30 protein-coding genes, 1 pseudogene and 1 riboswitch are annotated in these 24,698 nt (G+C 38.4%); of the genes and pseudogenes, 9 read left to right on the top strand and 22 right to left on the bottom strand.

Annotated elements, in window-relative coordinates; translation table 11 throughout:
• Window positions 1-45: 45 nt before the first annotated feature.
• The 3 genes from AWH49_RS17300 to AWH49_RS17290 form a co-directional block, all read right to left on the bottom strand.
• The gene (locus AWH49_RS17300; RefSeq protein ID WP_063966709.1) at window positions 46-534 is read right to left on the bottom strand and encodes a VanZ family protein; all 489 of its coding nucleotides are present in this window, start codon (window positions 532-534) and stop codon (window positions 46-48) included.
• 121 nt (window positions 535-655) lie between these two features.
• Window positions 656-1,978, bottom strand: a complete 1,323-nt coding sequence (locus AWH49_RS17295) for an ABC transporter permease (RefSeq protein WP_018394746.1) — start codon at window positions 1,976-1,978, stop codon at window positions 656-658.
• Entirely contained in the window at window positions 1,975-2,634 is a 660-nt protein-coding gene (locus AWH49_RS17290) for an ABC transporter ATP-binding protein (protein WP_063966708.1), read from the bottom strand. Before AWH49_RS17290 ends, AWH49_RS17295 begins: the two co-directional genes overlap by 4 nt.
• 183 nt (window positions 2,635-2,817) lie before the next feature.
• Here AWH49_RS17290 and AWH49_RS17285 point away from each other — a divergent pair, with 183 nt between their 5' ends.
• From AWH49_RS17285 to AWH49_RS17270, 4 genes are all read left to right on the top strand, one after another.
• Window positions 2,818-3,126 carry a winged helix-turn-helix transcriptional regulator gene (locus tag AWH49_RS17285; protein ID WP_063966707.1) on the top strand — a complete coding sequence of 103 codons (309 nt, stop codon included), beginning with the start codon at window positions 2,818-2,820 and terminating at the stop codon, window positions 3,124-3,126.
• A gap of 24 nt (window positions 3,127-3,150) precedes the next feature.
• On the top strand, window positions 3,151-4,080 hold the full coding sequence (locus AWH49_RS17280; protein WP_063966706.1) for a DsbA family protein: 930 nt from the start codon (window positions 3,151-3,153) through the stop codon (window positions 4,078-4,080).
• Window positions 4,081-4,086: 6 nt separating this feature from the next.
• Window positions 4,087-4,392: a monooxygenase gene (locus AWH49_RS17275; protein ID WP_063966705.1), complete on the top strand. Its 306-nt coding sequence runs from the start codon at window positions 4,087-4,089 to the stop codon at window positions 4,390-4,392.
• 130 nt (window positions 4,393-4,522) lie between these two features.
• Window positions 4,523-4,795, top strand: coding sequence for a hypothetical protein (locus AWH49_RS17270; protein WP_018394751.1), 273 nt, complete (start codon window positions 4,523-4,525; stop codon window positions 4,793-4,795).
• Between the two features lie 123 nt (window positions 4,796-4,918).
• Here AWH49_RS17270 and AWH49_RS21065 read toward each other — a convergent pair whose 3' ends face one another.
• The gene (locus AWH49_RS21065; RefSeq protein ID WP_280512842.1) at window positions 4,919-5,053 is read right to left on the bottom strand and encodes a hypothetical protein; all 135 of its coding nucleotides are present in this window, start codon (window positions 5,051-5,053) and stop codon (window positions 4,919-4,921) included.
• A gap of 48 nt (window positions 5,054-5,101) precedes the next feature.
• Window positions 5,102-5,245, bottom strand: a complete 144-nt coding sequence (locus AWH49_RS20465; RefSeq protein WP_169816011.1) for a hypothetical protein — start codon at window positions 5,243-5,245, stop codon at window positions 5,102-5,104.
• 159 nt (window positions 5,246-5,404) lie between these two features.
• Here AWH49_RS20465 and AWH49_RS17265 point away from each other — a divergent pair, with 159 nt between their 5' ends.
• Window positions 5,405-6,124: a YqcI/YcgG family protein gene (locus AWH49_RS17265; RefSeq protein ID WP_034286960.1), complete on the top strand. Its 720-nt coding sequence runs from the start codon at window positions 5,405-5,407 to the stop codon at window positions 6,122-6,124.
• 95 nt (window positions 6,125-6,219) lie between these two features.
• Here AWH49_RS17265 and AWH49_RS17260 read toward each other — a convergent pair whose 3' ends face one another.
• Entirely contained in the window at window positions 6,220-6,411 is a 192-nt protein-coding gene (locus AWH49_RS17260; protein WP_063966704.1) for a hypothetical protein, read from the bottom strand.
• A gap of 42 nt (window positions 6,412-6,453) precedes the next feature.
• Window positions 6,454-6,539, bottom strand: a riboswitch (cyclic di-GMP riboswitch).
• A gap of 421 nt (window positions 6,540-6,960) precedes the next feature.
• Between AWH49_RS17260 and AWH49_RS17255 the strand changes: the two genes are divergently transcribed.
• Window positions 6,961-7,815: a YitT family protein gene (locus AWH49_RS17255; protein WP_063966703.1), complete on the top strand. Its 855-nt coding sequence runs from the start codon at window positions 6,961-6,963 to the stop codon at window positions 7,813-7,815.
• Between the two features lie 179 nt (window positions 7,816-7,994).
• Here AWH49_RS17255 and AWH49_RS19625 read toward each other — a convergent pair.
• Together AWH49_RS19625 and AWH49_RS17250 are read right to left on the bottom strand one after the other, a co-directional pair.
• Window positions 7,995-8,150 (bottom strand): annotated as a pseudogene (locus AWH49_RS19625) (FMN-dependent NADH-azoreductase); the annotation flags it as partial.
• Between the two features lie 109 nt (window positions 8,151-8,259).
• Complete coding sequence (locus AWH49_RS17250; protein ID WP_063966702.1) at window positions 8,260-8,484, bottom strand: hypothetical protein; 225 nt, start codon at window positions 8,482-8,484, stop codon at window positions 8,260-8,262.
• Window positions 8,485-8,957: 473 nt separating this feature from the next.
• On the opposite strand from AWH49_RS17250, the gene AWH49_RS17245 reads away from it, so the two are divergent.
• Window positions 8,958-9,440, top strand: a complete 483-nt coding sequence (locus AWH49_RS17245; RefSeq protein WP_063966701.1) for a sigma-70 family RNA polymerase sigma factor — start codon at window positions 8,958-8,960, stop codon at window positions 9,438-9,440.
• Window positions 9,437-9,955, top strand: coding sequence for a hypothetical protein (locus tag AWH49_RS17240; RefSeq protein ID WP_063966700.1), 519 nt, complete (start codon window positions 9,437-9,439; stop codon window positions 9,953-9,955). Before AWH49_RS17245 ends, AWH49_RS17240 begins: the two co-directional genes overlap by 4 nt.
• A 42-nt stretch (window positions 9,956-9,997) precedes the next feature.
• Here AWH49_RS17240 and AWH49_RS17235 read toward each other — a convergent pair whose 3' ends face one another.
• Both AWH49_RS17235 and AWH49_RS17230 read right to left on the bottom strand, forming a co-directional pair.
• Entirely contained in the window at window positions 9,998-10,228 is a 231-nt protein-coding gene (locus AWH49_RS17235; RefSeq protein ID WP_063966699.1) for a hypothetical protein, read from the bottom strand.
• Between the two features lie 138 nt (window positions 10,229-10,366).
• Entirely contained in the window at window positions 10,367-11,194 is an 828-nt protein-coding gene (locus AWH49_RS17230; RefSeq protein WP_063966698.1) for an SGNH/GDSL hydrolase family protein, read from the bottom strand.
• Window positions 11,195-11,407: 213 nt separating this feature from the next.
• On the opposite strand from AWH49_RS17230, the gene AWH49_RS17225 reads away from it, so the two are divergent.
• Window positions 11,408-11,809 (top strand): GIY-YIG nuclease family protein, encoded by a 402-nt coding sequence (locus tag AWH49_RS17225; RefSeq protein WP_063966697.1) that lies wholly within the window; start codon window positions 11,408-11,410, stop codon window positions 11,807-11,809.
• A gap of 119 nt (window positions 11,810-11,928) precedes the next feature.
• On the opposite strand, the gene AWH49_RS17220 is transcribed toward AWH49_RS17225, so the two are convergent.
• The 12 genes from AWH49_RS17220 to AWH49_RS17165 form a co-directional block, all read right to left on the bottom strand.
• Complete coding sequence (locus tag AWH49_RS17220) at window positions 11,929-12,348, bottom strand: YdcF family protein (RefSeq protein ID WP_082862927.1); 420 nt, start codon at window positions 12,346-12,348, stop codon at window positions 11,929-11,931.
• 720 nt (window positions 12,349-13,068) lie between these two features.
• A complete protein-coding gene (locus AWH49_RS17215) occupies window positions 13,069-14,022 on the bottom strand; it encodes a right-handed parallel beta-helix repeat-containing protein (RefSeq protein WP_063966696.1) in 954 nt (317 codons plus the stop codon).
• A gap of 719 nt (window positions 14,023-14,741) precedes the next feature.
• On the bottom strand, window positions 14,742-15,896 hold the full coding sequence (locus tag AWH49_RS17210; RefSeq protein WP_063966695.1) for a DegT/DnrJ/EryC1/StrS family aminotransferase: 1,155 nt from the start codon (window positions 15,894-15,896) through the stop codon (window positions 14,742-14,744).
• 19 nt (window positions 15,897-15,915) lie between these two features.
• Window positions 15,916-16,542, bottom strand: a complete 627-nt coding sequence (locus AWH49_RS17205; protein ID WP_063966694.1) for an acetyltransferase — start codon at window positions 16,540-16,542, stop codon at window positions 15,916-15,918.
• Entirely contained in the window at window positions 16,539-17,144 is a 606-nt protein-coding gene (locus AWH49_RS17200; RefSeq protein WP_063966693.1) for a sugar transferase, read from the bottom strand. Before AWH49_RS17200 ends, AWH49_RS17205 begins: the two co-directional genes overlap by 4 nt.
• Window positions 17,128-18,312: a glycosyltransferase family 4 protein gene (locus tag AWH49_RS17195; RefSeq protein WP_063966692.1), complete on the bottom strand. Its 1,185-nt coding sequence runs from the start codon at window positions 18,310-18,312 to the stop codon at window positions 17,128-17,130. The genes AWH49_RS17200 and AWH49_RS17195 overlap by 17 nt, the downstream gene beginning before the upstream one ends.
• A gap of 1 nt (window position 18,313) precedes the next feature.
• Window positions 18,314-19,594: a nucleotide sugar dehydrogenase gene (locus tag AWH49_RS17190; protein WP_063966691.1), complete on the bottom strand. Its 1,281-nt coding sequence runs from the start codon at window positions 19,592-19,594 to the stop codon at window positions 18,314-18,316.
• Window positions 19,594-20,604: an NAD-dependent epimerase gene (locus tag AWH49_RS17185; protein ID WP_063966690.1), complete on the bottom strand. Its 1,011-nt coding sequence runs from the start codon at window positions 20,602-20,604 to the stop codon at window positions 19,594-19,596. Before AWH49_RS17185 ends, AWH49_RS17190 begins: the two co-directional genes overlap by 1 nt.
• An 11-nt stretch (window positions 20,605-20,615) precedes the next feature.
• The gene (locus tag AWH49_RS17180; protein ID WP_082862926.1) at window positions 20,616-21,737 is read right to left on the bottom strand and encodes a glycosyltransferase; all 1,122 of its coding nucleotides are present in this window, start codon (window positions 21,735-21,737) and stop codon (window positions 20,616-20,618) included.
• A gap of 49 nt (window positions 21,738-21,786) precedes the next feature.
• Window positions 21,787-23,025: a hypothetical protein gene (locus tag AWH49_RS17175; protein WP_063966689.1), complete on the bottom strand. Its 1,239-nt coding sequence runs from the start codon at window positions 23,023-23,025 to the stop codon at window positions 21,787-21,789.
• Between the two features lie 19 nt (window positions 23,026-23,044).
• Entirely contained in the window at window positions 23,045-24,181 is a 1,137-nt protein-coding gene (locus AWH49_RS17170) for a glycosyltransferase family 4 protein (protein WP_063966688.1), read from the bottom strand.
• 3 nt (window positions 24,182-24,184) lie between these two features.
• Window positions 24,185-24,688 (bottom strand): acyltransferase, encoded by a 504-nt coding sequence (locus tag AWH49_RS17165; RefSeq protein ID WP_211268413.1) that lies wholly within the window; start codon window positions 24,686-24,688, stop codon window positions 24,185-24,187.
• Window positions 24,689-24,698: the final 10 nt, after the last annotated feature.

Here is a 24,698-nt window from a genome sequence, read left to right as displayed (position 1 = left end):
ATGTTCCCTCTTCAGCATCACACTGGAGATGAGAGCATACCTTTTTTATTTCTGCTTCATCCCCCACAAAAACAGAGGCACGTACAATGAAAGGGCCGCCGTCGCCCCCATCATATCGAGCACCACATCTTTTAAAAGCGGTGTCCGCCCTCCTGTCAACATCTGATGATACTCATCCAGCACCGCATATATACCCGTTCCCATCAAGGAAAACAGCACAACCGGCCATATGTGCCTTGGCCTCGCCAGCATCATCACACTAAAAAGCGCCATCGCTAAACACCCGAATAAAAACAAGTGCGCAAACTTTCGAATCAAAAACTCTACAAAATAATAATACCCTTTCGTCTCTACCGAAATAATCGAGTCCCAGTACGACACTTGCACATGTGATAAAACACCGGCAAACGGCTCGCCCGGCAGCACCCGCCTGAGAAGCGGCACAAGCGACTGCTGATCGTACGTTTGCGAAGAAAAATGAAAAATGACCGCTCCGATCAAAAGCAAAATGCCCACTCTCACTATCCTTTTCAAAAAACCACCTCTAACCGAAACAGCCCGCTAAACATACGGCGGGCTTCGTCTTCGTTTAAAAAGAATAACGCACAAATCCAAAATTGTCCATTCATCTGAATACGGCATTTTAGCGATCTCATTACTCAAACCGTAATGCTTTACTCGGATTCATCCGCGCTGCTTTCAACGCCGGATAAATGCCGAACAATCCGCCAATCACAAGCGACGAGTACAATGCCAGCTTCACTGCCCAAATGGGCAGCACGAGCGCGAATATATCCACTTGACTATTCCACAGTTCAATAAACCCGTACCCGAGACCAATCCCAACCGCGCCGCCGATAAAACAAAGCAACAACGTCTCAAAGAAAAACTGCCCCATCACTTCAAATGTCGTCGCGCCGAGCGCCTTGCGAATCCCGATTTCACGCGTCCGCTCCCGTACCGACATGACCATCACATTCATAATGCCCGTTCCGCTAATTAACAGCGCCGTCACCGTAATTCCGAAAAGCATCACCTGCAAAATCGACGTCACATTATCGAGCGCGCCCAACATTTGATCCTGCTTCACGACACTAAAATCGATTTCCTGATGGTTCGCTTTAATCGTTGAAAAGACGGCGCCATCCACTTCATCAATGACATCGATGCTTGACGCCTCCACGACCATCTTATTCAAATTTTTCATATCTGTCGTTTGAAGCGCCGTCTCAATCGGCATGACAATATTATTATCCGTACTCGACCCGAGCGCCGCATTTGGCGCCAGTACACCAATCACCTTGAATTCATTCTCATTGATTGTCAACGTCTTCCCGACTAACGAAACTTCTTCAGCCGAAACAACGCCTGCCTGCAATGAATTCAACACGCGCTTCCACCAAGACTCCGGTTTCGTTTCAGTCGGTTCCGTGACGCCGCCTTCAGCCGGCTCTGTATTCAAACCGAGCAGTGCCTCATGAATATTGCTTCCAAGAACGACAACCTTTGCTTTTTGATCCTGCTCTTCCTTCGTAAAAAAGCGTCCTTCCGACAGATCCGCATGCTGAACGCGGCTATATTGATCCGTACTGCCAACGAGAACGGATTGCACGCTTTTCTCCCCATACTTCGCAACGGTCACCGTTTCAAGCTGCGGTGTCACCGATTTCACATTCGGCACCTGTGCAACCGCTTCTGCATCTTCATACGTTAACGTACTTGGCACACTCGTCAGCCCACTTAAAAAATCTTTCTGTCCACCGGCTGTATCAAGCACACGGCCTGGCATGACGAGAATTTGCTCCGCGCCGAGACTGCCCATCTGCTTCAGCAGCGTATCTTTCACACCAATGGCAATCGATGTAAGTACAATGACCGCAAACATGCCAATCACAACACCCATCATCGCCGACAGCACTCGAAAGCGATTCGACCATAATCCGAAGCACGCAAGTTTAAACGCCGTGATCAACTTCATATGAGCACCCCATTTTGCAAACGCAAAATACGATCGGCCCGCTTTGCCACATCATGATCATGCGTAATCATCATAATCGTCGTTCCTTGCTTATGTACACGATCAAACAAATTCAACACACTTTCCGTCGTCTCTTCATCTAAACTTCCCGTCGGTTCATCGGCCAGAATTAAGCCCGGTTCATTCACAAGTGCTCGTGCAATCGCGACACGCTGCTTCTCGCCGCCTGATAAGCGGGCCGGCTTTTGATTCTTCTTATCTAGCAAACCTACTTCATCAAGAAGACTGAGCACACGTGATCTCTTTTTCCCGAGCCGCTTCTTGCCATACACGAGCGGTAGCAGCACATTTTGATAGACAGACAAATTCGGGATAAGCTGAAAATGCTGAAACACGAAGCCAATTTCTTCATTGCGAAGCGCAGCACGACGTCCCTGCCTCATTTCATGCACAGACTTCCCCGCTAATTCATACTCACCCGCATCTAACACATCAAGCGCACCAAGTAAATTCAGCAGCGTACTTTTCCCAGAACCGGACTTCCCCATAATCGCCACATACTCACCTTTCTCGACAAGCAAATCAATGCCGCGTAAAATCTCATCTTTCCCGCTTCCTGATCGATACACCTTTCTTGCCTCACGCAACTCTATCAAACGAAACCCTCCAATTTGACAAAAAATTCTATTATTATCATAACATATCATGGCTAAATCGATTTTCCTGTATGTGTTTTATGGCAAAAGACCTTCTATTCCTTTCCAATAAATTAATATACTTTTTATACTTGATATATTTTTTATATGATATATACTTTATTTATAAGCGAGGTGTCATCCGTGGAAATTTGTCCATACTTACAATATTCATTTGAAATACTAGGGAAAAAGTGGAATGGGCTCATCATTCATTATTTGTCTCTTTGTCCCAATGGAACAGCCCATTTTTCCGAAATCAAAAGAGACCTGACAGATATTACGCCTAGAGCCCTGTCTTTAAAACTATCTGAGCTCGCCGAATACGGATTGATCGAAAAAAAAGTGACAATTGGTACCCCTGTAACCATTTCATATGAATTAACCGAAAAAGGCCAGGCATTGACAGCTGCGCTCAAACCCGTTCAACAATGGGCACTTCAATACAAATAAAGAGAAAGAAAAGAGGAACTGAATATGACGAAAAATAAGATGATTTGTGATGTAGAAACAGGCATATGTGGCGATGCTAGCGATGTGGCGATGGAAATGATCGATCTAAACCAACCCGAAAAAAAAGTGACTCTTTATTATATAACAGACCCGATTTGCTCCCACTGCTGGGCACTCGAACCCGTTTTACGCCGATTTGAAAAACAATACGGACAGTATTTCAATGTCCAAACCGTGATGGGCGGACTGCTCGAAACGTGGGAAGGCTTCGCTGACGTCGCAAACGGCATTTCCGGTCCTGCAGATGTCGCCGCGCACTGGAGAGAAGTCGGTGAACATTCGCGCATGCCGATTGACGGTTCCGTATGGCTTGAAAATCCTGTCCATTCATCGTACCCGCCTTCACGGGTATTCAAAATCGTCCAGCAAAAAGACCCTCAGCTTGCGAACACCTTTTTACGCCGGGCGAGAGAAGCCGTATTTGCTTTCAATCAAAACATCGCGGATGAACCGGTCTTAATCGACATCTTGAATCAAATGAAGCTTGACGGAGAAACAATCGTTAAAGAAGCGAACAGTGAAGCCGGCGAACAACTATTACAGCAAGACTTTGCGCTCGTAAGGCAACTCGGCGTCCGCGGATTCCCGACCATCATCCTAGTCAACGAAGAAAACAAAGGCATCAAAATCGTCGGTGCACGACCGCTTGACTATTACGTACAAGGCCTTAAGCAAGCTCTTTCAGCAGCAGAGCCGCTTCAAACGCGGTCAATCCCTGCCCTTTCATCACTTCTCGAAAAAGAAGGCCTATTATTTTCAAAAGAAATAGAAGTCCTGTACGATATCGATCAAACAGATATTCCATCATTTATTCAAAAAGAACTTTCAGCTGATTCATATGAGCTTAACGAAATTCTCGGGGAAACGTATATTAAAAAAACAATAAAGGGGTAATGACAAATGGCTTACGTACTACAGGTTGACTTTAAACATGAAGGACCGTTCGGAGACGAAATGGCTGCTGCTTTTTCCGATCTGGCGAAAAGCATTAATGACGAAAAAGGATTCATGTGGAAAATATGGACAGAAAACAGAGAAACGAATGAAGCAGGCGGCATCTACATGTTCGAAACAAAAACGGATGCCGAAAACTACTTAACTATGCATACAAAACGCCTAAACGGCTTCGGCATCACAAACGTACATGCAAAACTATTTGAAATCAACGAAGCCCTGACCACCATCACCCACGGACCGCTCCAATAATGATTACAAGGCTATTCCTTTGCTCACCAGTCAAGGAATGGCCTTTTTCTTTACTTTAAAATCCGAGTGTAACGATAGTGTAACACTCTATATTCTATAATGAGATTTATTTGAAAAAGGAGATGAAGATATGCTGTTTTTTCTTGAATCCATTAATGAACACCCGTCTGTCATCGACTACAGCCGACCTGATTTTGACGTTCATAATGAAACAGATGTTGAAGCAGCTGCCCGTGAGTTCAGCGTAGATCAACAATTCCACTACGTCGGCTTCGAAGACCTTGGCAACGCATACCGTGTTTACTTCCAGAAGAAAAAACGCAAATCACTGTTTCATTTTAAAAACTATACCTACATCTACTTTGCCCTTCCGCGCTCAAACGTCCAATTTTACACCGGTTGAATAAACGAACGGCATATACGACAATGCCGTTCCCCCTTTTTCATCATTTGAGCACAAAAAAACGAGCAGCTGCCTGCCCGTTCTCGTAAAGATTATATTGTTCGTATCCTCTTTCTTCTTTATCTAAAACCCAATTTTCTTTCTATGTTGATCACGAAATTTCATATAATATCCTTCACCTTCACCGTAAGACTTATAGATTTTAATCCCCATCCATTTTAATGGCGTCCAAATTTCTTTCATATGATAGAGTGGCATTCATCGTACCTCCTAATTAAAAAAGTAACATTTCTCCCCGCTACTCTCTTACAAAAAGTGGCCCACTAATTTGATCCATCCAAAAAATGAAATCCACAATGGAACGCTTAACACTGTTGCCCACGTTAATCCTATAAAGAAATGGCCATCCTCATGATATTCATCCATATTAATGTATTCATCTTTCTTCATAATAGTTCGCCCTTTTCTTTTATCCTCAATATGCCCACACTTATTTTGTTTTATACGGATAATTCGGTTTCAATCCACTTCCGAATGGGTAATGTACTGCATGTAGTTATGATATGATTGGAATGTACTGGAGGCGAGAATGGATTGCTGAAAACAAAGATGGCTTTATTGACGAAAGAAGAGATGAACACTCGTGAAGATTTGCCTGATTGGCTTAAGCAAGAATATGAGACGTTTCATCAAACTGTGACCGATCCGACATTCCCCTGTTATTTCGGCATGAATGGGGAACGTAAAGGAGAACTGCGCTATGCGTACATTACACAAAAAGACTGGTCTAATTTGCCTCATGCACTGGAGAACTTTCTAGCCCTTTTTCAAAAACCCCCTTTTATCAGGCACGGCCTCTTCGTTTTCGTCGAACCTTTTGAACGCGAAGGATCACTCGAACAATACAGAACGCAATTTTGGGACATCCTCCAATACGTGCATGAACAAGATGACAAAGAGTGGCCAACAGAAAGCCCGAAAAACCCTGAACATTTTTTGTGGGACTTTCATTTTAACGGCGAACCGATCTTCGTCTTCGGCAATGCACCGGCCTATAAGCAGCGAAAAACCCGGCATCTCGGCAATTCCATGGTACTCGGATTTCAGCCCCGCAAAATTTTCGAAGGGCTGAAGGGAACAGAAAAAGGCGGCATCATGTCCCGTGAAAAAGTACGGGAACGCGTTGAGAAATGGGATCAACTCCCAAAGCATCCGGACATTAGCCACTTCGGCGACCCAGACCATAACGAGTGGAAGCAATTTTTCATCGGCGACGACATCGAACCGATCAAAGGAAAATGCCCGTTTCACCATAAAGAAGAAACGTAAAAGAACGCCGGCGCGCAGCCAGCGTTCTTTGCTTTATTTGGACGATCTCCACTTTTTCAATGACAATAAAAAAAAGCACTTCCTGAAGAAGCACTTTATAACATGTTCTTAGATTTTTTGTAATGATACATTTTTCTCGTTCTTAGGCCCGTTTTGACTTCTTCATTCATACAGCCTGCTTCTAGATAGCGATACTTTACATATTGATCTTTATGCCATTTAACAAGCAGTTTTTGAATAAAACTGACTCTTTTCGACTCATTTCCTCTTGCGTTTGCTATAATCACTTTTTACTCCCCCTCTTTACTAAACCGTACGGAGGTCCCGTATTCGGTAACTGGCTGACATAGTCTTTAAGACCTTAGCCCCTCTAGTTTTGCGTCATCACTTTTCAATGATTTTGCCCGTTCGTACAATTTGTATTATATCTTCTATAATACGACATAAGTACCGAAAATGAAACAACATTTCTTAATTTTCTAAAAAAAGGAATGAATATGACCTACATACACCACTCTAATTTACCTATTTCCTGTTATAATAGAAAAATTTTACAATTCATTGAAGGAAGTTTCACAACGGCATGGTCGGTTAGAATGGAATAATTTGCAGAAAAGGATATGAAGAAACTACTAATGTCTAGTTACAGTAAAGTTGTTTAAAAATCATTATGTCGTTCAATTTTCGAATGACGAACTAAATATTTTAATTCAATAAATTTAAAAAATGTTTAAAAATTAATTGACGATACTGTATATTTAGCGTTAGTATTTGTCATTAAAAGAAAATATGAAAGTATACCATTTTTTGTTGTATTACATAGAAAGGACATATATATGAACACAAAAAAAGAATTACGATCTTATAGTTTAATTGTACTTGGCACTTTTTTTGTCGGACTGTCGTTTAATCTCTTTTTATTACCAGCTCTTTTAGCAGCAGGAGGGGTCTCCGGAATAAGCACGATTCTTTATAGTCTGTATGGATGGACGCCTGCTTTGGTTCAATGGAGTATTAATATTCCTATCTTTTTTCTTGGATATTTCCTTTTAGGAAAAGATTTTGGTGTTAAAACGTTTGTGGGAACTACGTCACTTCCTTTATTTGTTTGGATAACCTCTTACTTACCTTTTGCAGTAAAAGATCCTATGCTTTCCTCGATATACGGGGGAATACTCTTGGGTACAGGTCTTGGCTTGGTCTTTCGAGGGAACGGTTCCACCGGCGGTACGACTATTATCGGTCAGCTCATTAAAAAATACACAGGATTATCAAGTGGTTTTGCACAGCTAATGATTGATGGCTGTGTTGTGATTTTTGCGATGATTGCCTTTGACTTAGAGCTCGCTCTTTATGCAATGATTTCAATTTTTATCGGAAGTAAAGTCATAGATGTAGTACAACTTCGTTCTTCCTCTTCTAAGCTTGTATTAATTATTACGGAAAATGAGCAACAAGTAACAAATCTGATCCGGAACGAGATCAATAGAGGTTTTACCAGAGTGTGGTCGGAAGGAGGATTTTCGAATCAAAGAAAAGCATTGCTGTTTAGCGTGGTCGAACAATCAGAAGCTGTTTATCTAAAAGAGTTAATACAGAGGCATGACACCGATTCTTTCGTTATCTTTTTAAACGCTTCGGATATTGTAGGAAGGGGATTTTCTTTACCGAAAGATTATCAAAGAGAATAACTGACTCTATCGCCATTTGTTCATCAATTTTTAAACAACTTTATTATCATTTATCACCTAAGCATACCGATCATCATTTTAATTTTAAAACAGATTAATACAAAAATGCAGTAAAATCTAACATTCAGATTTTACTGCATTTCGAACAGACCTGAAAGAGGGCTATTATTTAATAATCATTAAGCCGTTACGGCTGATAAACTTTTTGCTGCTGCTTCCACTTTTGCTAAACCTTCCGTAATAATGGCTTCAGCTTGATCTGACATTGCATTATGACCTTCAATAATGACTTCCTGTACGACTTCCATACCGAATACGCCGCCAACAACGTTTTTATTAAACTAGCATAAAAATCAACAAAAAAACATCGTAATTACTTAAGCGCACGAGAAAATGGATCGATTAAAACCCCCTGGCACGCCAGGAGGTTTATCGATCGTTTCGCTATGAAATGTCCGTGTATTTTTTATAATGATGGATCTTCTTTTCTTCAAGTTCTTTTTTAATTTTTTTATTAATACAACCTTCTTCTAAATATTGATACTTGAGATAGTGATATTTGTGCCATGCAATGCTACATTTTTGAATAAACGTTACTGTCTTTAAATCATTTTCTCCCTCTTCATACGGTTGATTAATAGACATCACCATTTGTTTCGTATCATTCATTGCCATCACCCTTTCATAGCATTTTAGATAATATATGAAAACGCTTTCAAAAATATGCCCTTATTCAGTAAATCCATCCTTTTATACTATACAAGAGAGCTTATGTCATAGTTTATTCCAAACGCGTAAAAAAATCTACCCGACTTCACAATATCGCTATCAGCACTATTTTTTGCTACTAATCTCGCTAACTGTCGTCCATCCATAAATTTTACAATACATTAACAATCATCTATAAAACCTTCTCTACACCAAAAGAAACCGCTTCCAAACACCCAAATACAAACTGACCTCTACTATTATACCAACCTCCGCTTTCGCTTCCAATTATAATCCAAATAAACTTTTTTCCTATTAAATTAGGTAATTAAACCATAATTACAAGGTATTTACACACAAGTCTATTAACCTATATATTCAATGTAACCCGGGTAATATACCGCCTGGCGCGCTAGTCAGATTGGAATGTAATCATGCAATTTGACCAACTAGCAACGCAGTACACGCCGATGATCCACCGCATCATGAACAAACTGCACATTTACAAAAACAAAGAAGACTATCATCAAATAGGCTTGATCGCCCTATGGGAAGCACACACAAAGTTCGACAGCGCAAAAGGTGCCTTTCCACCTTACGCTTACTCGTACATTCAAGGGCGCATCCTGAACGCCCTGACGAAAGATGCAGCCTTCAGTGACGAAACCGTCCTGACCGGCGAACCCGTTCTATTTGAAGGTATTGACCCTGCCCCGACCCCTGACACGATTGCCATGACAAAAGCGCACGGTGATCATTTAAGCGGGCGAGCAAAACGTTGGTTTGACTTATCCATTATCGAAGGACTCACAAACCCAGACATCGCACGGCGTGAAAACGTCACACCCGCCGCCGTCCGAAAGTGGCAAATGGCAGCTATTAAACAACTACAAGAACAATTCGGCGACACCGAATGAGCAAGCATGCTTTATTTAGCTGGCTCAAGAAACAGTTTCCGAACGCACAATTACAAATAGGACGCGATTTTCGCGTCCTGCATCCGAATGGAACCATCTCGGTCTTCATCTATCTAGAAGAGAAAATGCCGCTTAAAACATGGTACGAGCACCAAGATCAATATGTACTGGCCGGCGTACACCCGATCTGGATACTAGATGCGGACGAATACGTTCATTATTCAAAATCTAAATACGCATTGGGTGCGCGAATCCGAAATCACATTCCGAAAGCCATTTTCAACGAAACCGGCTTTTGTTATTACTTGGAGAAACGGACTCACCGCTTCATTATTGACATCGCATTCAATTCGCGCGAAATATGGCTCTATAAACATGGACGGGCACTTTCCCATCTATACGACTTTCACGATCCATTCCAGCAAGAATGTAATCTTGAAGACGCCTATTTCCTGAACGGACTTATCGTCTATAAAAAAGTGGAAGCACGAATGCTCGAAAAGCGAAACGATTAAATGGTTGAAAGCCCCGGTACGCCGGGGCTATTTGCTGTTTGGCTATAAGATTTTAACGTATTTTTCATAATGATAGACTTTCTTTCCTTCAAGTTCCTTTCTAACTTCTTTATTAATACACCCTTCTTCTAAGTATTGATACTTTAAATAATGATGTTTGTGCCATGTAATGATCATTTTTTGAATAAACGTCACTGCCTTTAAACCATTTTTTCTCTCGTTCTCTTCATACGGTTTATCGATAGACATCTCCATTTGTTTTGTTTCATTCATAGCCATCACCCTTTCTTAATCCGTTTAGATACTATTTGAAAACGCTTTCAATTCTATACCCTTTATTTAATATAGTTACTCTTTTTTGCATAAAAAAAAATGACAAATAGCATCGGGGCTATTTGTCATTCTTACCTATTATGGATGAGCACGCCCAAAATAATCAAACAGAACGTCACTCCACATCGCGTATCCTTCTTCATTCAAATGAATATCATCAGCCAAAATGTCTGCTACACTTCGATGTTCTTCCTCTAATTTCATTTTCATGCCCGCATTCACATCGAAGTATTCCCATTTAGAGTCTGCTATAAAGGCCTTCGTATGATCTAAATATCCTTGACGTGTATAGCCCATCGGATTATTCTCGCCCCTATCGTCATCCGCTGTTGGATTCGGTGAGATAATCAGAAAACGAGTATTCGGAAGTTTGCTTGTCATATCAGACATAATCGTTTGAATATCTGCGTCCGTTTGATCATAGTACACTTCTTCTTTTTGATTAGCGATGAGCGACGTTTCAAATAGGACCAAGTCTGGCTGATCATTGACGACGATTAAATGCTTGTCCGCTTTTACTAAATCGGAAGTGGAATATCTTTCAAAGCCATAATTGTGAACCGTAACCGTTTTAAATACTGGATCAAATGATTGCAGCTTGTTTTGTAATAACGATTCTTCAACACCCGCTATACTATCGCCTCCAAGCAATGAGATCGTCACTTCATCGTTTACTAAAGATTGATAACGTAAAAAATCCAATACCGATTGCTTAGGATGTGTACGAGGATCCAATTCCTCTAATAAAACGCTTTCTTGTTCCTGTTGAGCCTGTTTTAAGTCTTGACTGGCCCACGCTTCACGTTCAATCTTGTCCAACTTGCTCTGATACGAGACAAAACCTGAAATTAACAAGCCGAAAGCAATGACGACCGTTATGAACACGAAAATGCTGCTCTTTTTCATCGAAGCGCCCCTTTTTCTTTTCATTATAAACGAAATATTTTGGAAAACAAGGGAATTTGGACCATACCTTCCCCCTTCAGAAAAAGGACTTCGTCTCCATTACTAACAAGCACCAAATTCCCACTAAAATCGTCCTGCTTCAAAGAGGAAAACGGAATGATATGTCGAATAATGTAGTACTGTTTAAATAGTGAAAAAGGGGGCCACCAAATCATGATCAACAAAATTGAGGCACTTTTAAAAGAAAAAGGCTACGCTTTTGATCCAGCGTCTTGGAATTCCATTAACATGCCTTATACGAAAACGGCCAACACCCCTGACTTCATTCAAAATCAACTCGGCACAACAGCCGGCATCTACCTATTCAAAAGCGCGAACGACGAAATCCTGTACATCGGGAAAGGTGCACCTCTCTTCAAACGAATCAAAAGCCATTACAACAAACTAAACATCGAAAATACTCGTTCAAAAAGAATTCAGTATTTTCAGTCAATGGAACAGAAAAATCCAACCATCTTCTGGCTTGAAATTAATGATCAAGCAGATCGAGAACTCGTTGAACATATGTTAGCTTACACACTCAAACCTCTTTACAAAAAACATTTATTTGTCTAATTTTGAATCATAATCATAGCAGCATCACAAATGTATTTTTCACCCGGCCGAGCGAAAAACACATTTGAACGTTCTAAAAAAAACCTTCTCTTAACTTATGTAAAATCCCTAACCCAATCCTATTCAATATCAATGAACTTATATAATCTCAAAGCATACGCCGGGATCTTCACAAATTCAGTGAAAGTGTACCAGACATTCGCTCTATCCTTGTACCACATTTGATCATTCCTCTGTGATGTCACATACGTTAACTCAATCCCGCTATCTTTATACACCCGGTCAAAAATCAACTTCACTCGTCGCATATGATAATCCGAGGAAACAACAATAGCCGACCGTAAACCATGTGTTTCCATCAATTCTTTCGTATAAACAGCATTCGTATACGTACTCGTTGCTTCCTCTTCAAGAAGCAATGCAGCATCCGATATTCCTAATACAATAGCCTGCTGTGTACGTAGCCCCTCTTCACTTGCAATCGAAAGCATGACATAGTCTGAATAAGCCTTCCTTATATAAAGCAGCGGCTTTCTCAAGACGGCCTGTATCCCCACTTAAGGCAATGTTACATCTAACTTTTTCGGCTCTTCATCAACGACCAAAAGACCTCTTCCAGCAATCATGAAAACACATACTAGCAGCATCACGATGATCCCTTTGTAAACGATAAACTAGAGTAAGTAGTTTTCCAAAAATATATTTAACTGACCACTCATTGCTCAAAAAAAGCTCTCCTTTATATTGAAAAGTAGTCTATAGAGAGCGATGAAATTTTCTTTGGCTAGAAATACGGTCAAAAAGTATTTGAAAATGATACCTGAGGAAATGAAGGATTGGATTGCTACTCTAGAAACGCGTGAAAAGAAATTAGATCCCTATCGGGAAACGATTCTTATCTGGCTTAAGAAGCATCTGATCTAACGGGAACACAAATTCATGATTGGCTCGATGAAAAGTGCGATTACAAGGAGCCTTGGTCTTGACCTCTAACAAATTGTATCTTAGTTTTCGGGGACGATGTGCTGGCTACCGCGATTCTAGAGCGCCTTCTTCAATCATCCAGTCACCTTTAACATTTAATGCGATTCATACCGCATGAAAGACAAGAAAGAACCAAGGTTTTCCTAGTTGCACCATCCAGTTGAACGACGAAAATGGGGAATTTTATTTCGGCATAAATGAGAAAAAGTAAGTCGATATTGACAACTTTCATTACTCGATTTTTCGTTTATTGCTTATGTAGCTAAATAACAGGATTAGTTTAATTGTAATAACCTTTCTTTGTTATCTATAATAACAGTACCTTTTATATTTTTCATATCTCTTATATCTAATCCGTCTTGAATTCCTTGACTATTGATAATCTCAATATCCGCAAATTTATCAGATTGTTGGAGTTTTTTTAAGGATATAATAACTCCACCACCAAGGTTCCCCTCTGTTTCAGGATTTATAAGTTTGATATTACTCATCATGTCATTTTCACTATTTGGCTCAAAGTCTATACCTCCTTGAGGAGATGTACCATTTGTATTTAACAGCTTAGGACTAATGATCGTTAAATCTACAGCAGATATTACCGAAATCCCTTGTCTTCGATTATTTTCAATGAGAGGATTAATAATTGTGACTCTCTTGCTATACTTTTTCTTTGTCGTGGCACCTATGTAAATTCCATCTCCCCAACAATCTTTTATAAATGGATTTTCAATCGTGATATTTTCCGCTCCCCTAATACTAATCCCAAATCCCCATTCTCCGGTTTTACCTATATGTTCCTTTCTCTCTCCTATTATTGTTATATCTCCTAGCAAAGAAACATTCTCTACATCATGAATCTTTACTATTTCATAACTTTCCGCGTTATTAGGTAGTGCTTTTAATATAGCACCCTTTTCAAATTTTAAAGTAATGTTATCTTTAAGTTTTAATGAAATCTCCGCGTCAATTAAATAAATACCTTTTGGAAAAGTAACGACACCTCCACCTTTTTTATTCACAAAGTCTATGGTTTTTTGAATCCGATCAGTATCATCAATACTATCATTTATGATATCTTCAAATGATTCAATATTCCTACTACTGCTTGTAAATTTACTCTTGGATTGTTCAGAGTCTCTATGTAATTTTATAAACATACTCCCGATAATCATCCCAGTTATTATTAGACTTATAAGAGCAATTAGTATTCTGTTTCGATTTTCAAACATATTTCTCCTCCTAATCTTAACTGATTTAGTAAAAGAATAGGCTATCCTTTTTATAGTGATAACAAAAAGAAAAGAAGGGCCTAGCAAGGCAAAAAACGAGGACATTTTTCCGATAGCGTTCAGTCTCCATGTATGATTAGATACGTTAACAGAAAATATTTCGCCGAATAGTAAGGCCCATCCTGCTCTTTACACTCTTTGAACGGAGTAAATGGTTGTATTTGTGTATTGGCTTAAATGTAGTATAACCATTCTATTTCATGAGTTCATACGAAGTCTCCATGCTGAGTTGATCGAGATATCAATGTCGGTTAGTTTATCCAACAAACGGTTAAAGGTATCATCATTTAGCTCGTCAGGTTTAATCTATGTACTGTGAAACAACCGCTTCTAGTCCCGATGTTGCAAGAAAGCTGTACTTGAATAAGAAGAATTTGTTCCTTCACAGTAACACAAGTATTTCAAGCAGAGAGCTGATCAAAACTTTGGTATTATTCTCATTCCATTTGATGAAACAACACCTACGTGAGCGGGTTGAATGGACACCGTCATGTTGAAAACTTTCATTCATTAATTTGAACTTGTTAGATTATGAAATGTGAAATATCAGATTTAAATAAACAACGATCTCTCTTAACTACGAGGCACTTTTTTAAATCACTGTACTAAAGAAAAACTACCTAAAAAAACCTCAGCCGGTCCAACCGGCTGAGGTTTTTTTAAACCTGCAATGATTTCTTCTTCAACATCTCACCAATAAAATGAATCACACGTTGCTGCTGCTCCACCGTCATATTTGATCCCGACGGCAAACAAACGCCATTCTCAAACAACTCATCCGACACACTGTTTCCTTCTGCATGTGTATAATACTTCGCCCCTTCAAACAGCGGCTGCAAGTGCAATGGCTTCCAAACAGGACGTGCCTCTATGTTCTCAGCAGACAATGTATCAATCAGCTCCATAGGTGTAAACCCGACCTTCTCTCGATCAATCGTCAGCGTCGTCAGCCAGCGGTTATGTTTGAAACCTTCCAGCTCCGGCATAAAATCAAACCCTTCCACATTACCAAACGCCTTCACATACCGATCAAACACCGCACGGCGCGCATTCACACGCTCATCTAGCACTTCCAATTGCGCCCGACCTACACCCGCTAATATATTGCTCATCCGGTAATTATAACCTAATTCACTGTGCTGATAATGCGGGGCTGGATCACGTGCCTGTGTCGCTAAGAAACGAGCTTTACGCAACGCTTCCTCATCATTCGACACAAGCATTCCACCGCCCGACGTCGTAATAATTTTATTCCCGTTAAACGAAAACACATTAAACTTTCCGAACGAACCGCTTTTCTTACCTTTATACTCTGCACCAAGCGATTCCGCCGCATCTTCAATGACCGGCACACCGTAACGATCACAAATCGCCATAATCTCATCCATCTTCGCACTCTGCCCATACAAGTTCACCACGATCACTGCTTTCGGTAACACTTCAGCATCTTGTAAAGCTCGCTCTAAAGCGTCCGGCGACATATTCCACGTCTCAGGCTCTGAATCGATAAAAACCGGCACAGCACCCTCATAAACAATCGGATTTGCACTCGCAACAAATGTCAAACTCGAACAAAATACTGTATCGCCGGCCTGTACATCTAACAATCGAAGTGCCAGATGAATTGCTGCTGTTCCTGAGCTCACCGCTGCCGCATCCGCCACACCCGTATACGTCGCAATTTCACGCTCAAATCCATCCACATTCGGACCAAGCGGCGCAATCCAGTTCGTTTCAAACGCATCGTTAATATAACTCTGCTCTTTCCCACTCATATGCGGTGAGGACAAATAAATTCTTGGTTGTTGAGACATATAATCACTCCTCCATGTATTATTTTTTCATTATTTTCGCTGGCACACCAATAACCGTTACATCATCTACAATATCATTAATTACTACTGTACCAGCACCAACAACCGACCACTCGCCAACTGTCTTTCCTGGAATTACTGTCGCACCGGCACCAATATGAGCGCCAGTACCAACACAAACATTTCCGGTCAATACAGCACCTGGTGAAACATGTGCGAAATTACCAATTTGATTATCATGCTCCACGACAGCACCAGAATTAATAATCGCATGCTCCCCGATCACTGCATCCGCATTAATCACACTTCCTGCCATCACAACAGTACCCGCACCAAGACGTGCAGATGGACTAACTGAGGAAAAAGGATGAACGACTGCTTTAAACACAGCTCCTGCTTTAAACAACATTCTAGCAATCTTTTCGCGAACTTGATTATTCCCAATCGCTATCACAAAAACAGCATCCGTTTCTTCATTCAGCTTTTCTGCATAAGAAATAGGACCAATTAAAACATGGTCCTTCTCAAATACCTCAGCATATTTATCATCTAGAACCGCAATCACCCGATAAACTCCCTCTGCCGCAATAATGTCCTGCACCACTTTACTATGGCCGCCTTCACCAATTATGACAATCGGTTTCACTCGTTATCAGCGCCTTTCGAACCGGCAAATTTCTCGATCGTTACATGTCCTGCTTGACTAATTCCTTCAGACTTAAATACTTTTTGCACCGTCATAAACAAAATCTTAATGTCTAGCCAGAACGTTCGGTTATCGACATACCATACATCCAGCTTAAATTTATCTTCCCATGAAATTGCATTACGACCATTTACCTGTGCCCATCCTGTAATACCAGGACGAACCTCATGACGGCGGGCTTGCTCTGGTGTATACAGATTCAAATATTCCATTAAAAGTGGTCGTGGGCCAACAAGACTAATATCACCTTTCAATACATTAAACAACTGCGGCAGCTCATCCAAACTCAATTTACGGAGCAGCTGACCAAATGGCGTTAGTCGAACTGAATCCGCCAGCAATTCACCATTTTCATCCCGCTCATCCGTCATCGTCCGGAATTTATAAACAAAAAAAGGCTTGCCATGTAAGCCAGGGCGTTGTTGTTTAAAGACAATTGGTGAACCTAACTTTAATCGAATCAACACAGCAGTAACTAGAATAATTGGTGAAAGAAGTATAATACCCACTAGCGAACATATAAAATCAAATAACCTTTTCATTTAACTCACTCTTCATTCCAGTCAATTTTGCAAATAATTGTTGTTGTTTCTCTAGCACTTTTTCTTCATCAAAAAGCTCTTCTGCTAATCGTCTGCTCTCGATCCCCATTTTAGTAGCTAACTGAGGTTCGATGCTTAGCTTTCTCATCGCTTCATACAATGGTTCAACTTTTTCTTTCTCTATCAAATATCCATTAATGTTATCAAATACTTCTTCTCGGCAGCCTCTTATGTTTGTCGCAATAATCGGCTTCTTCATAGCCATCGCTTCAATAATAGAGCGTGGCAATCCTTCTCGATAGGATGGAAGGATAAATGTATCACTTATCGCTAAAAGATCTGGAATATCTTTACGAAAACCTAAAGGAAGAATTTGATCGTTTTCTAAATAGCTTTCCAGCTTTTGATAGCTGTCTTGATCCCGTTCACTTTCCAGCAAGCCGCCAATCATAAGTAACTTCACATTTTTTTGCTCTTCAGCTAATTTTGAAAAAGCCTCCAGTAATTCAAAAACACCTTTTTCTTTAACAAGTCGTCCAATAAACGCAAAAACGAAGTCATTTTCTTCTATCTGCAACATTTGACGCAAATCAGCCAATCTTTTTGATGAATACAACTTCATATTGAACTTATTTGTGATGTTAACACCATTACTTAAATGAATCGTACGTTCCTCTGAAACAAACCGATCTTTTAAGGCAAGCTCATAATCTTCCTTGCTCTGTAAAAGCAACCAATCTGTCATAAAGTGTGCGGCATATTTCTCAATATTATAGAATAGTGTATATTGCTTGGCAGACATTTCATCATGAAAATAAAATCCATGAGCTGTATAAATAATATTCTCAACACCAGCAAGTTTAGCCGCAATACGCCCAAGCAATGCTGCTATGGGCGTATGCACGTGCACAATATCATATTTTTCTTTTTTCATTAATTTATATAAGTGAATAATCGATTTTATATTTTTTAAAGGACTAATTTCCCGATCGATTTTAATATCAATCATCGTTAATCCTTCCTGACGTAGCCGTTCAAATCTTCCTGTGTCTGTGCAGGCATTATGAACTTCATACCCTTCGTACATAGACCTTAGAATAAGCGGCTTTAAAAGCGCATCTACACTTAAATCAATAGCGCAAATTTGCAAAATCTTTTTTGACGCCATTTTATAATCTCCAAAGATCAATGCCATCCGGGCAAGTTGATTGATCAAGTGCGCTCTTAATATCAACAACGATACCTTTTCCGTTTTTCAATAAGCGCTCAAATTGACCCCAGCCAGATTCAATATACTCTCTATGAGAAACCGCAAATACAACAGCATCAGCCGCTTCAAGTTGAGCGTAGTCAACTAAACGAACACCATACTCTTCTTCTGCTTCTTTGCTATCCGCCTGTGCATCCGTGATTTGTACATCTATTCCGAACTCCTGCAGTTCACGAATCACATCAATAACCTTTGAGTTACGCAAATCCGGAACGTTTTCTTTAAATGTCAAACCAAGCACTGTTACCTTCGCACCCTGTACTTGAAGATTATTATGAATCATCTTCTTCACAAGTGATGTTGCTATAAAGCTACCCATATTATCGTTAATTCGGCGACCTGCTAAGATAACCTCTGGATGGTGCCCTACTGATTCCGCCTTGTGTGTTAAATAGTACGGATCCACACCAATACAATGACCACCAACGAGTCCCGGCGTAAAGTTCAAAAAGTTCCACTTCGTACCCGCTGCTTTCAACACTTCCGATGTATCAATTTCAAGTCGATCAAAGATAAGAGCTAACTCATTCATAAGCGCAATATTCACATCACGCTGCGTGTTTTCAATTACTTTCGCTGCTTCTGCTACTTTAATTGAACTCGCTTTATGAACCCCTGCTTTCACAACGGAACTATAGACATCCGCTACAATTTCAAGGATTTCATCATTTTGGCCCGATACCACTTTCTTGATCGTTGTAAATGTATGTTCTTTATCCCCAGGATTAATGCGTTCCGGTGAATAGCCGACAAAAAAGTCTTCTCCAGCCTTCAATCCTGATTTTGCTTCTAAAATCGGGATACATTCTTCTTCAGTTGCTCCAGGATAAACAGTTGATTCATAAACAACAATTGTGCCCTTCTGCAAGTTTGCGCCGACTGTTTCCGATGCTTTAAGAAGCGGTGTTAAGTCTGGCTGCTTATGCTCATTAATCGGAGTCGGAACAGCAACGATAATAAAATCCACCTCAGCTAGGCTGGATGGATTACTCGTAAACATAATATTTGCTTCCTGTAACTCTTCACTCGTTACTTCATTTGTGTAGTCAACACCTTGTAGAAGTGTTTCAATACGATGCTGGTTAATATCAAAGCCAACAATATCATGTTCTTGCCCGAAAGCCACTGCAACCGGTAGTCCTACATAACCTAATCCTACAACACCAATTTTACGATCCATTATAACTTCACCCCGTAATAGTTAATATACCAATCTACAAACTTACCAACACCATCTTTAATAGACGTCTGCGGTTTAAAATCAATATCACGATATAAATCATCTACATTTGCATACGTTGCTGGCACATCACCAGCTTGTAACGGCATAAAATCCTTCTTCGCTTCGATACCTAGTTTTTCTTCAATTGCTCCTATAAAGTCCATTAAGTTAACTGGGCTGTTATTCCCGATATTATAAATTTTATATGGTGCATAACTTGTTCCTGGATCAGGCGCATTACCATCCCAATTAGGATTTGGTTCTGGTTTACGTTGAACAAGGCGGTAAATACTTTCCACAATGTCATCCACATATGTAAAGTCACGCATCATTTCACCATTGTTAAACACTTTAATCGGTTCACCCTTAATAATGGCTTTTGTAAATAAAAATAATGCCATATCAGGGCGACCCCATGGACCATACACCGTAAAGAAACGAAGTCCTGTTGTCGGCAAACCAAACAAGTGACTGTATGTATGAGCCATTAATTCATTCGCTTTCTTAGTAGCCGCATATAAGCTGATTGGATGGTCAATATTATCATGAACTGAAAATGGCAGGTTCGTATTCGCACCATATACGGAACTAGAAGATGCATAAATCAATTGACCTACTTTATTATGACGGCACGCTTCTAATATATTAGTGAATCCTACAATATTAGAATCAATATAAGCATGCGGATTTTCTAAACTGTAACGAACTCCTGCTTGTGCAGCCAAATTAATAACTGCATCCGGCTGATACTTCTCAAAAATCGAATTGACCGCATCGCGATCTTCTAAATTCGCTTTCTCAAAAGAAAAATTTTCATTTTCTAAAAAAGAAAGGCGTGAATGTTTTAAGTTAACATCGTAATAATCGTTTAAGTTATCGATGCCTATAACTGAATAACCATTATCTAACAGTTTCTTTGATAGGTGAGAGCCTATAAAGCCTGCTGCACCTGTTACTAAAATCTTCATTTAATTTTACCTCACTTTATTTCATATTGTTCTTCAAATTTCTTTACAACTTTATTTATATCAAATTCACTTATTACTCGTTGTCTAGCCTGTTGACCAATTGCAGCTTTCTCTTCAGCAGTCTTATTTAAAAAATTGATTACTGCTTCTGCTAACATCTCAGCGTTTTGGGGAGGAACTACTAAACCATGCGAACCTACAATATAGGCGGAATCCCAGACATCTGTAACAACACAAGGAGTTTCACACGCCATTGCTTCTCCAATGACATTAGAAAAACCTTCTCCTAAAGAAGATGAAATTAGAAGATCGGCTGCTGAAAGAATTTTTGGTATATCCTCTCGACGCCCTAGTAAAAAAACATTTTTATTGACTCCATTTAACTCCATCAACTCACGAAGTTCCTTGTTTTCCGCATCTATTCCTTTTCCACACAATAAAAAGATTGCTTCTGGTCTTTTCTGATGAATAAACTTAATAGATTGTATTAAATTGGGGTAATCCTTTTGAACTTCCCACCTGCCTACATGTGCTATTAAAGGGGGGGCCAGTGGCATTTGCAATTCTAATGCCAGAGCGCTTTTCGCATCAACATATTTATAAAAAGTATCCAATTCAAAACCATTTGGAATAGTAAGCATTTTACTAGTATCATAACCATAATTTCCATGCACAATGGAAGCAGTCTTAGAGCAGCTAATAATCAAATTTACATATTTAGAAAGAGCAGCATTTAATCGAGCAACATATAGAAGCATTTTTTTGTTAGCATCTTTATCAAGATTTGAATGTCGTATACCCCAAATAAGTTTTTGAGAGCGGCTACGACTTCTAATCAAAAATCCAAATAGATCTGCATGATACATCCAAGTTTGCAAAATATCTGCATCTTTAACAATAGACTTGGCTCTTTTAATAGCTATAGGATTAGGTATCCCTTTTTTCATTCCTAAAGAATGAACTGGAATTCCCAATTCTTTTATTCTGCCCCCAAAAATACCTTCATCCATCATAGATATAACTTTAAACTCATACTTTTTTCTATCTGCATTTTTTAAGAGTTTGAAAAGCATTGTTTCTGCTCCACCAACATTAAGTCCTACTATAATATGGACTACTTTCTTTTTCGGCAACTCTCTTACCACCTCCTTAAGATAGAAAACACAATCTAACCCCTGCCAATTAACACACACACTTAGAATTTTCTTCGGAATTCGGTTTGTAAAATATACCAACTACAAAAAATAATATAATAAAAAAATAAACTCCTGCTCTTTGTCTTGTAGAGCCGCCTTCATAAGCCAATCCTAGCGCCAATGAATGTACTATGATTGGTACAAGATAAATATAAATTTTAAGTCTTAACTCTTTAAATTTTAATATTTTATAGAAAAAAAGTAATAAACCCAGGCTGAAAATCATTGCGAATGCAGAGTCAATTTGAATAATAGAATAAATTGTTATATTCCCTGAGAAAATCCCCCATGGGAAAGGTGCGAAAAACATATATATAATTCCAGTAGGAACTGAAATTATACTCTGAAATAAAGAATAATTAGATACGAACTCTTTACTTAATGTTAAATATTCTGCAAGTAGTGTGTAATTGAAAATTATGTAAAGAAAGCTTATGCCTCCTAAAAACAACAGTAATTTTTTCATATAATTGATATGACTATACTTAACCACCATCATATCAATCGAAAGGGCTAAAAGAATAGCAAATCCTGCGTAAATTCTTGTAATGATAAGAAATGAAATTGTAATAAAAATCAAGTAATATACTCTTTTTGAAAAAAATTCATACAAGTACATTGTTAAAATAACAAGAAATATTACCAAACTATCTTTCAAAATGTTTGACGTAAAAACTAAAAAATTCAAACTGAATAAACTTATTAAAAAAGTTATATATGCAATTTTTAAGTTGAATTTTTTTTGGATAATTTGAAAAAATAAAAGACATGAAATACTAAAAAATAAATTGTTAATAAGATAAAGGGCTATCTGAGAATTAAATATCTTTATTGTAGAATACATAATGTAATAATAAAAAAGTTGAGAAGTCCCTGTAATATTCTGTATTTCATTAAAATTAATTATATTGTTATTCAATAAAACATTAAGATTACTTAAATATTTAAAACTGTCCGGGAAAGGCGAAATAATCGTTTTATACGTTTGATATGAATACAATGATTTAATAATAAAAAAAATAATTGAAGTAATTGTCATCCAGAAAGGGATTTTACCCATATGATCTCTGTTTATAATAAAAATAAGACATAATAAAATAAGAATAAACTCGATCATTATAATAATAAATAAATTAGTGCCTTCGAAAAATAATTTATTTAATAAAAAAAATATAGAAATTAATATCAAAACCAAAGATGTTTTGATTACATTTGTTTTTTTCATTTCCTCCTCCAAATAAACTCTATAGTTTTTTATTTATAAGATTACTGTATAACTTTTCATATTCTTTAGTAACATTCAAAAAATCATAGTATTCTTTTACATATGAAAATGCACTATCCGTAGTTTCTTTTCTTTGTTCATCCTTTAATTTAGATGCCAAATGCAACCCCTCACTTAATTTTGTTGCATTTTCTTTTTCAATAATCATTCCTTTAGATTCATCAATAATATCCGTAGTTCCGCCTACTGGAGTAGCTATTACATATAATTTATGAACCACCGCTTCTAATAGTGCGTTAGAAATACCTTCATATCGAGATGGTAAAAGAAAAAAATCAGAGTATTTCATATAACTAGAAACATTATCCACTCTACCTATTAATAAAATAGAAGGATCATTTAAAAATGGCTGAATATCCATTTTTCCCTCTCCAAGTAAAATTAATTGATTATTATCTTTAAATTCTGGAGATGTATTTTTCCAAGCCTGTAGTAAAACATCCAAACCCTTTATCTTTTCAAATCTACCTGCAAATAAAAATAGGTTTTTTCTCGATTCCACTTCAAGTAGTTCTAACGGTTTATCGTCGCTATTTTTTGATTTTAGATCTATATTAATACCATTCGGTATGAACTTAATTTTATGCGTGGGAACATTAATTTCTTGTAAATCTTTTTTAATCGCTTTGCTAATTGAGATATATGCATCTAAATAATGTGTAAGAAAATTAATTCTTGCTTTACCTACTATGTTTTGATGATATAATCTTTTAGCTTCACATCCGAGCTCATTACCGCCTCCAGCAATCTTCGAAATAGCTGGAATATTGAATAAAAGCTTTCCGAAAGCAGCACTTAACGCTGTGCTTCTTAATGAATGTGAATGTAAAATATCTATATTTTTTTTGTTCTTACCAATATACACCAAAGATTTATACAGGTAAATTAAGGGAGCTATTTTAGAATTTTTTGAAACTTTCAATCTAATAATTTCTATTTCGTCAATATTTTCTCTAGTTTTTAATCCCTCATGCCACCTCGTAACAATTGTAACTTGATGACCTTTCTTTATTAAATGATTACTTAACCTCCTAACTTGAACCTCTGCTCCCCCCATTAATGGGTAAAAACTGGAAATCAACATGACTATTTTCATTTTTTATTCTCCCCAAAATATTTCTATAAGTTTTTGTTTTTTTGCAGGACCATTAATTTTTATTGGTGTAGCATGGAGTTTGGATTTTTCCATATATTCTTCTAAACTCATAATAAATTTTGCAGGAACACCCGCTACGACACTATTGTTTGGGAAGCTTTTAGTTACTATTGAACCTGCTCCAATAATACTGTTATCTCCAATAACAACGTTAGGCATAATAATGGAATTTACTCCAATAAAACAATTATCCCCGATCTGAATTTTCCCATATTTTTTCACGTCTTTATATTCTGACCATTCCCTGAATACCCAAGTACCTCCATCATGAGTTATAAATTTCACGCCGCTAGTTATAGTACATCGCTTACCAATGCGAATTAAATAAGGCTCACTTCCAAAATGAGGGATACCTAAAATTCTAGTTTTCTCTCCGACTATTAATCCTTCTTTTTTTGCCTTTTTAATCTTTGCTTCTTTATAAAACATAAGTATTTTATTAAACAATTTTCATTGC

This window comes from Domibacillus aminovorans, assembly GCF_001643235.1.
Lineage (GTDB): Bacteria > Bacillota > Bacilli > Bacillales > Domibacillaceae > Domibacillus > Domibacillus aminovorans.
This window is presented reverse-complemented; position numbering and strand designations above follow the sequence as displayed.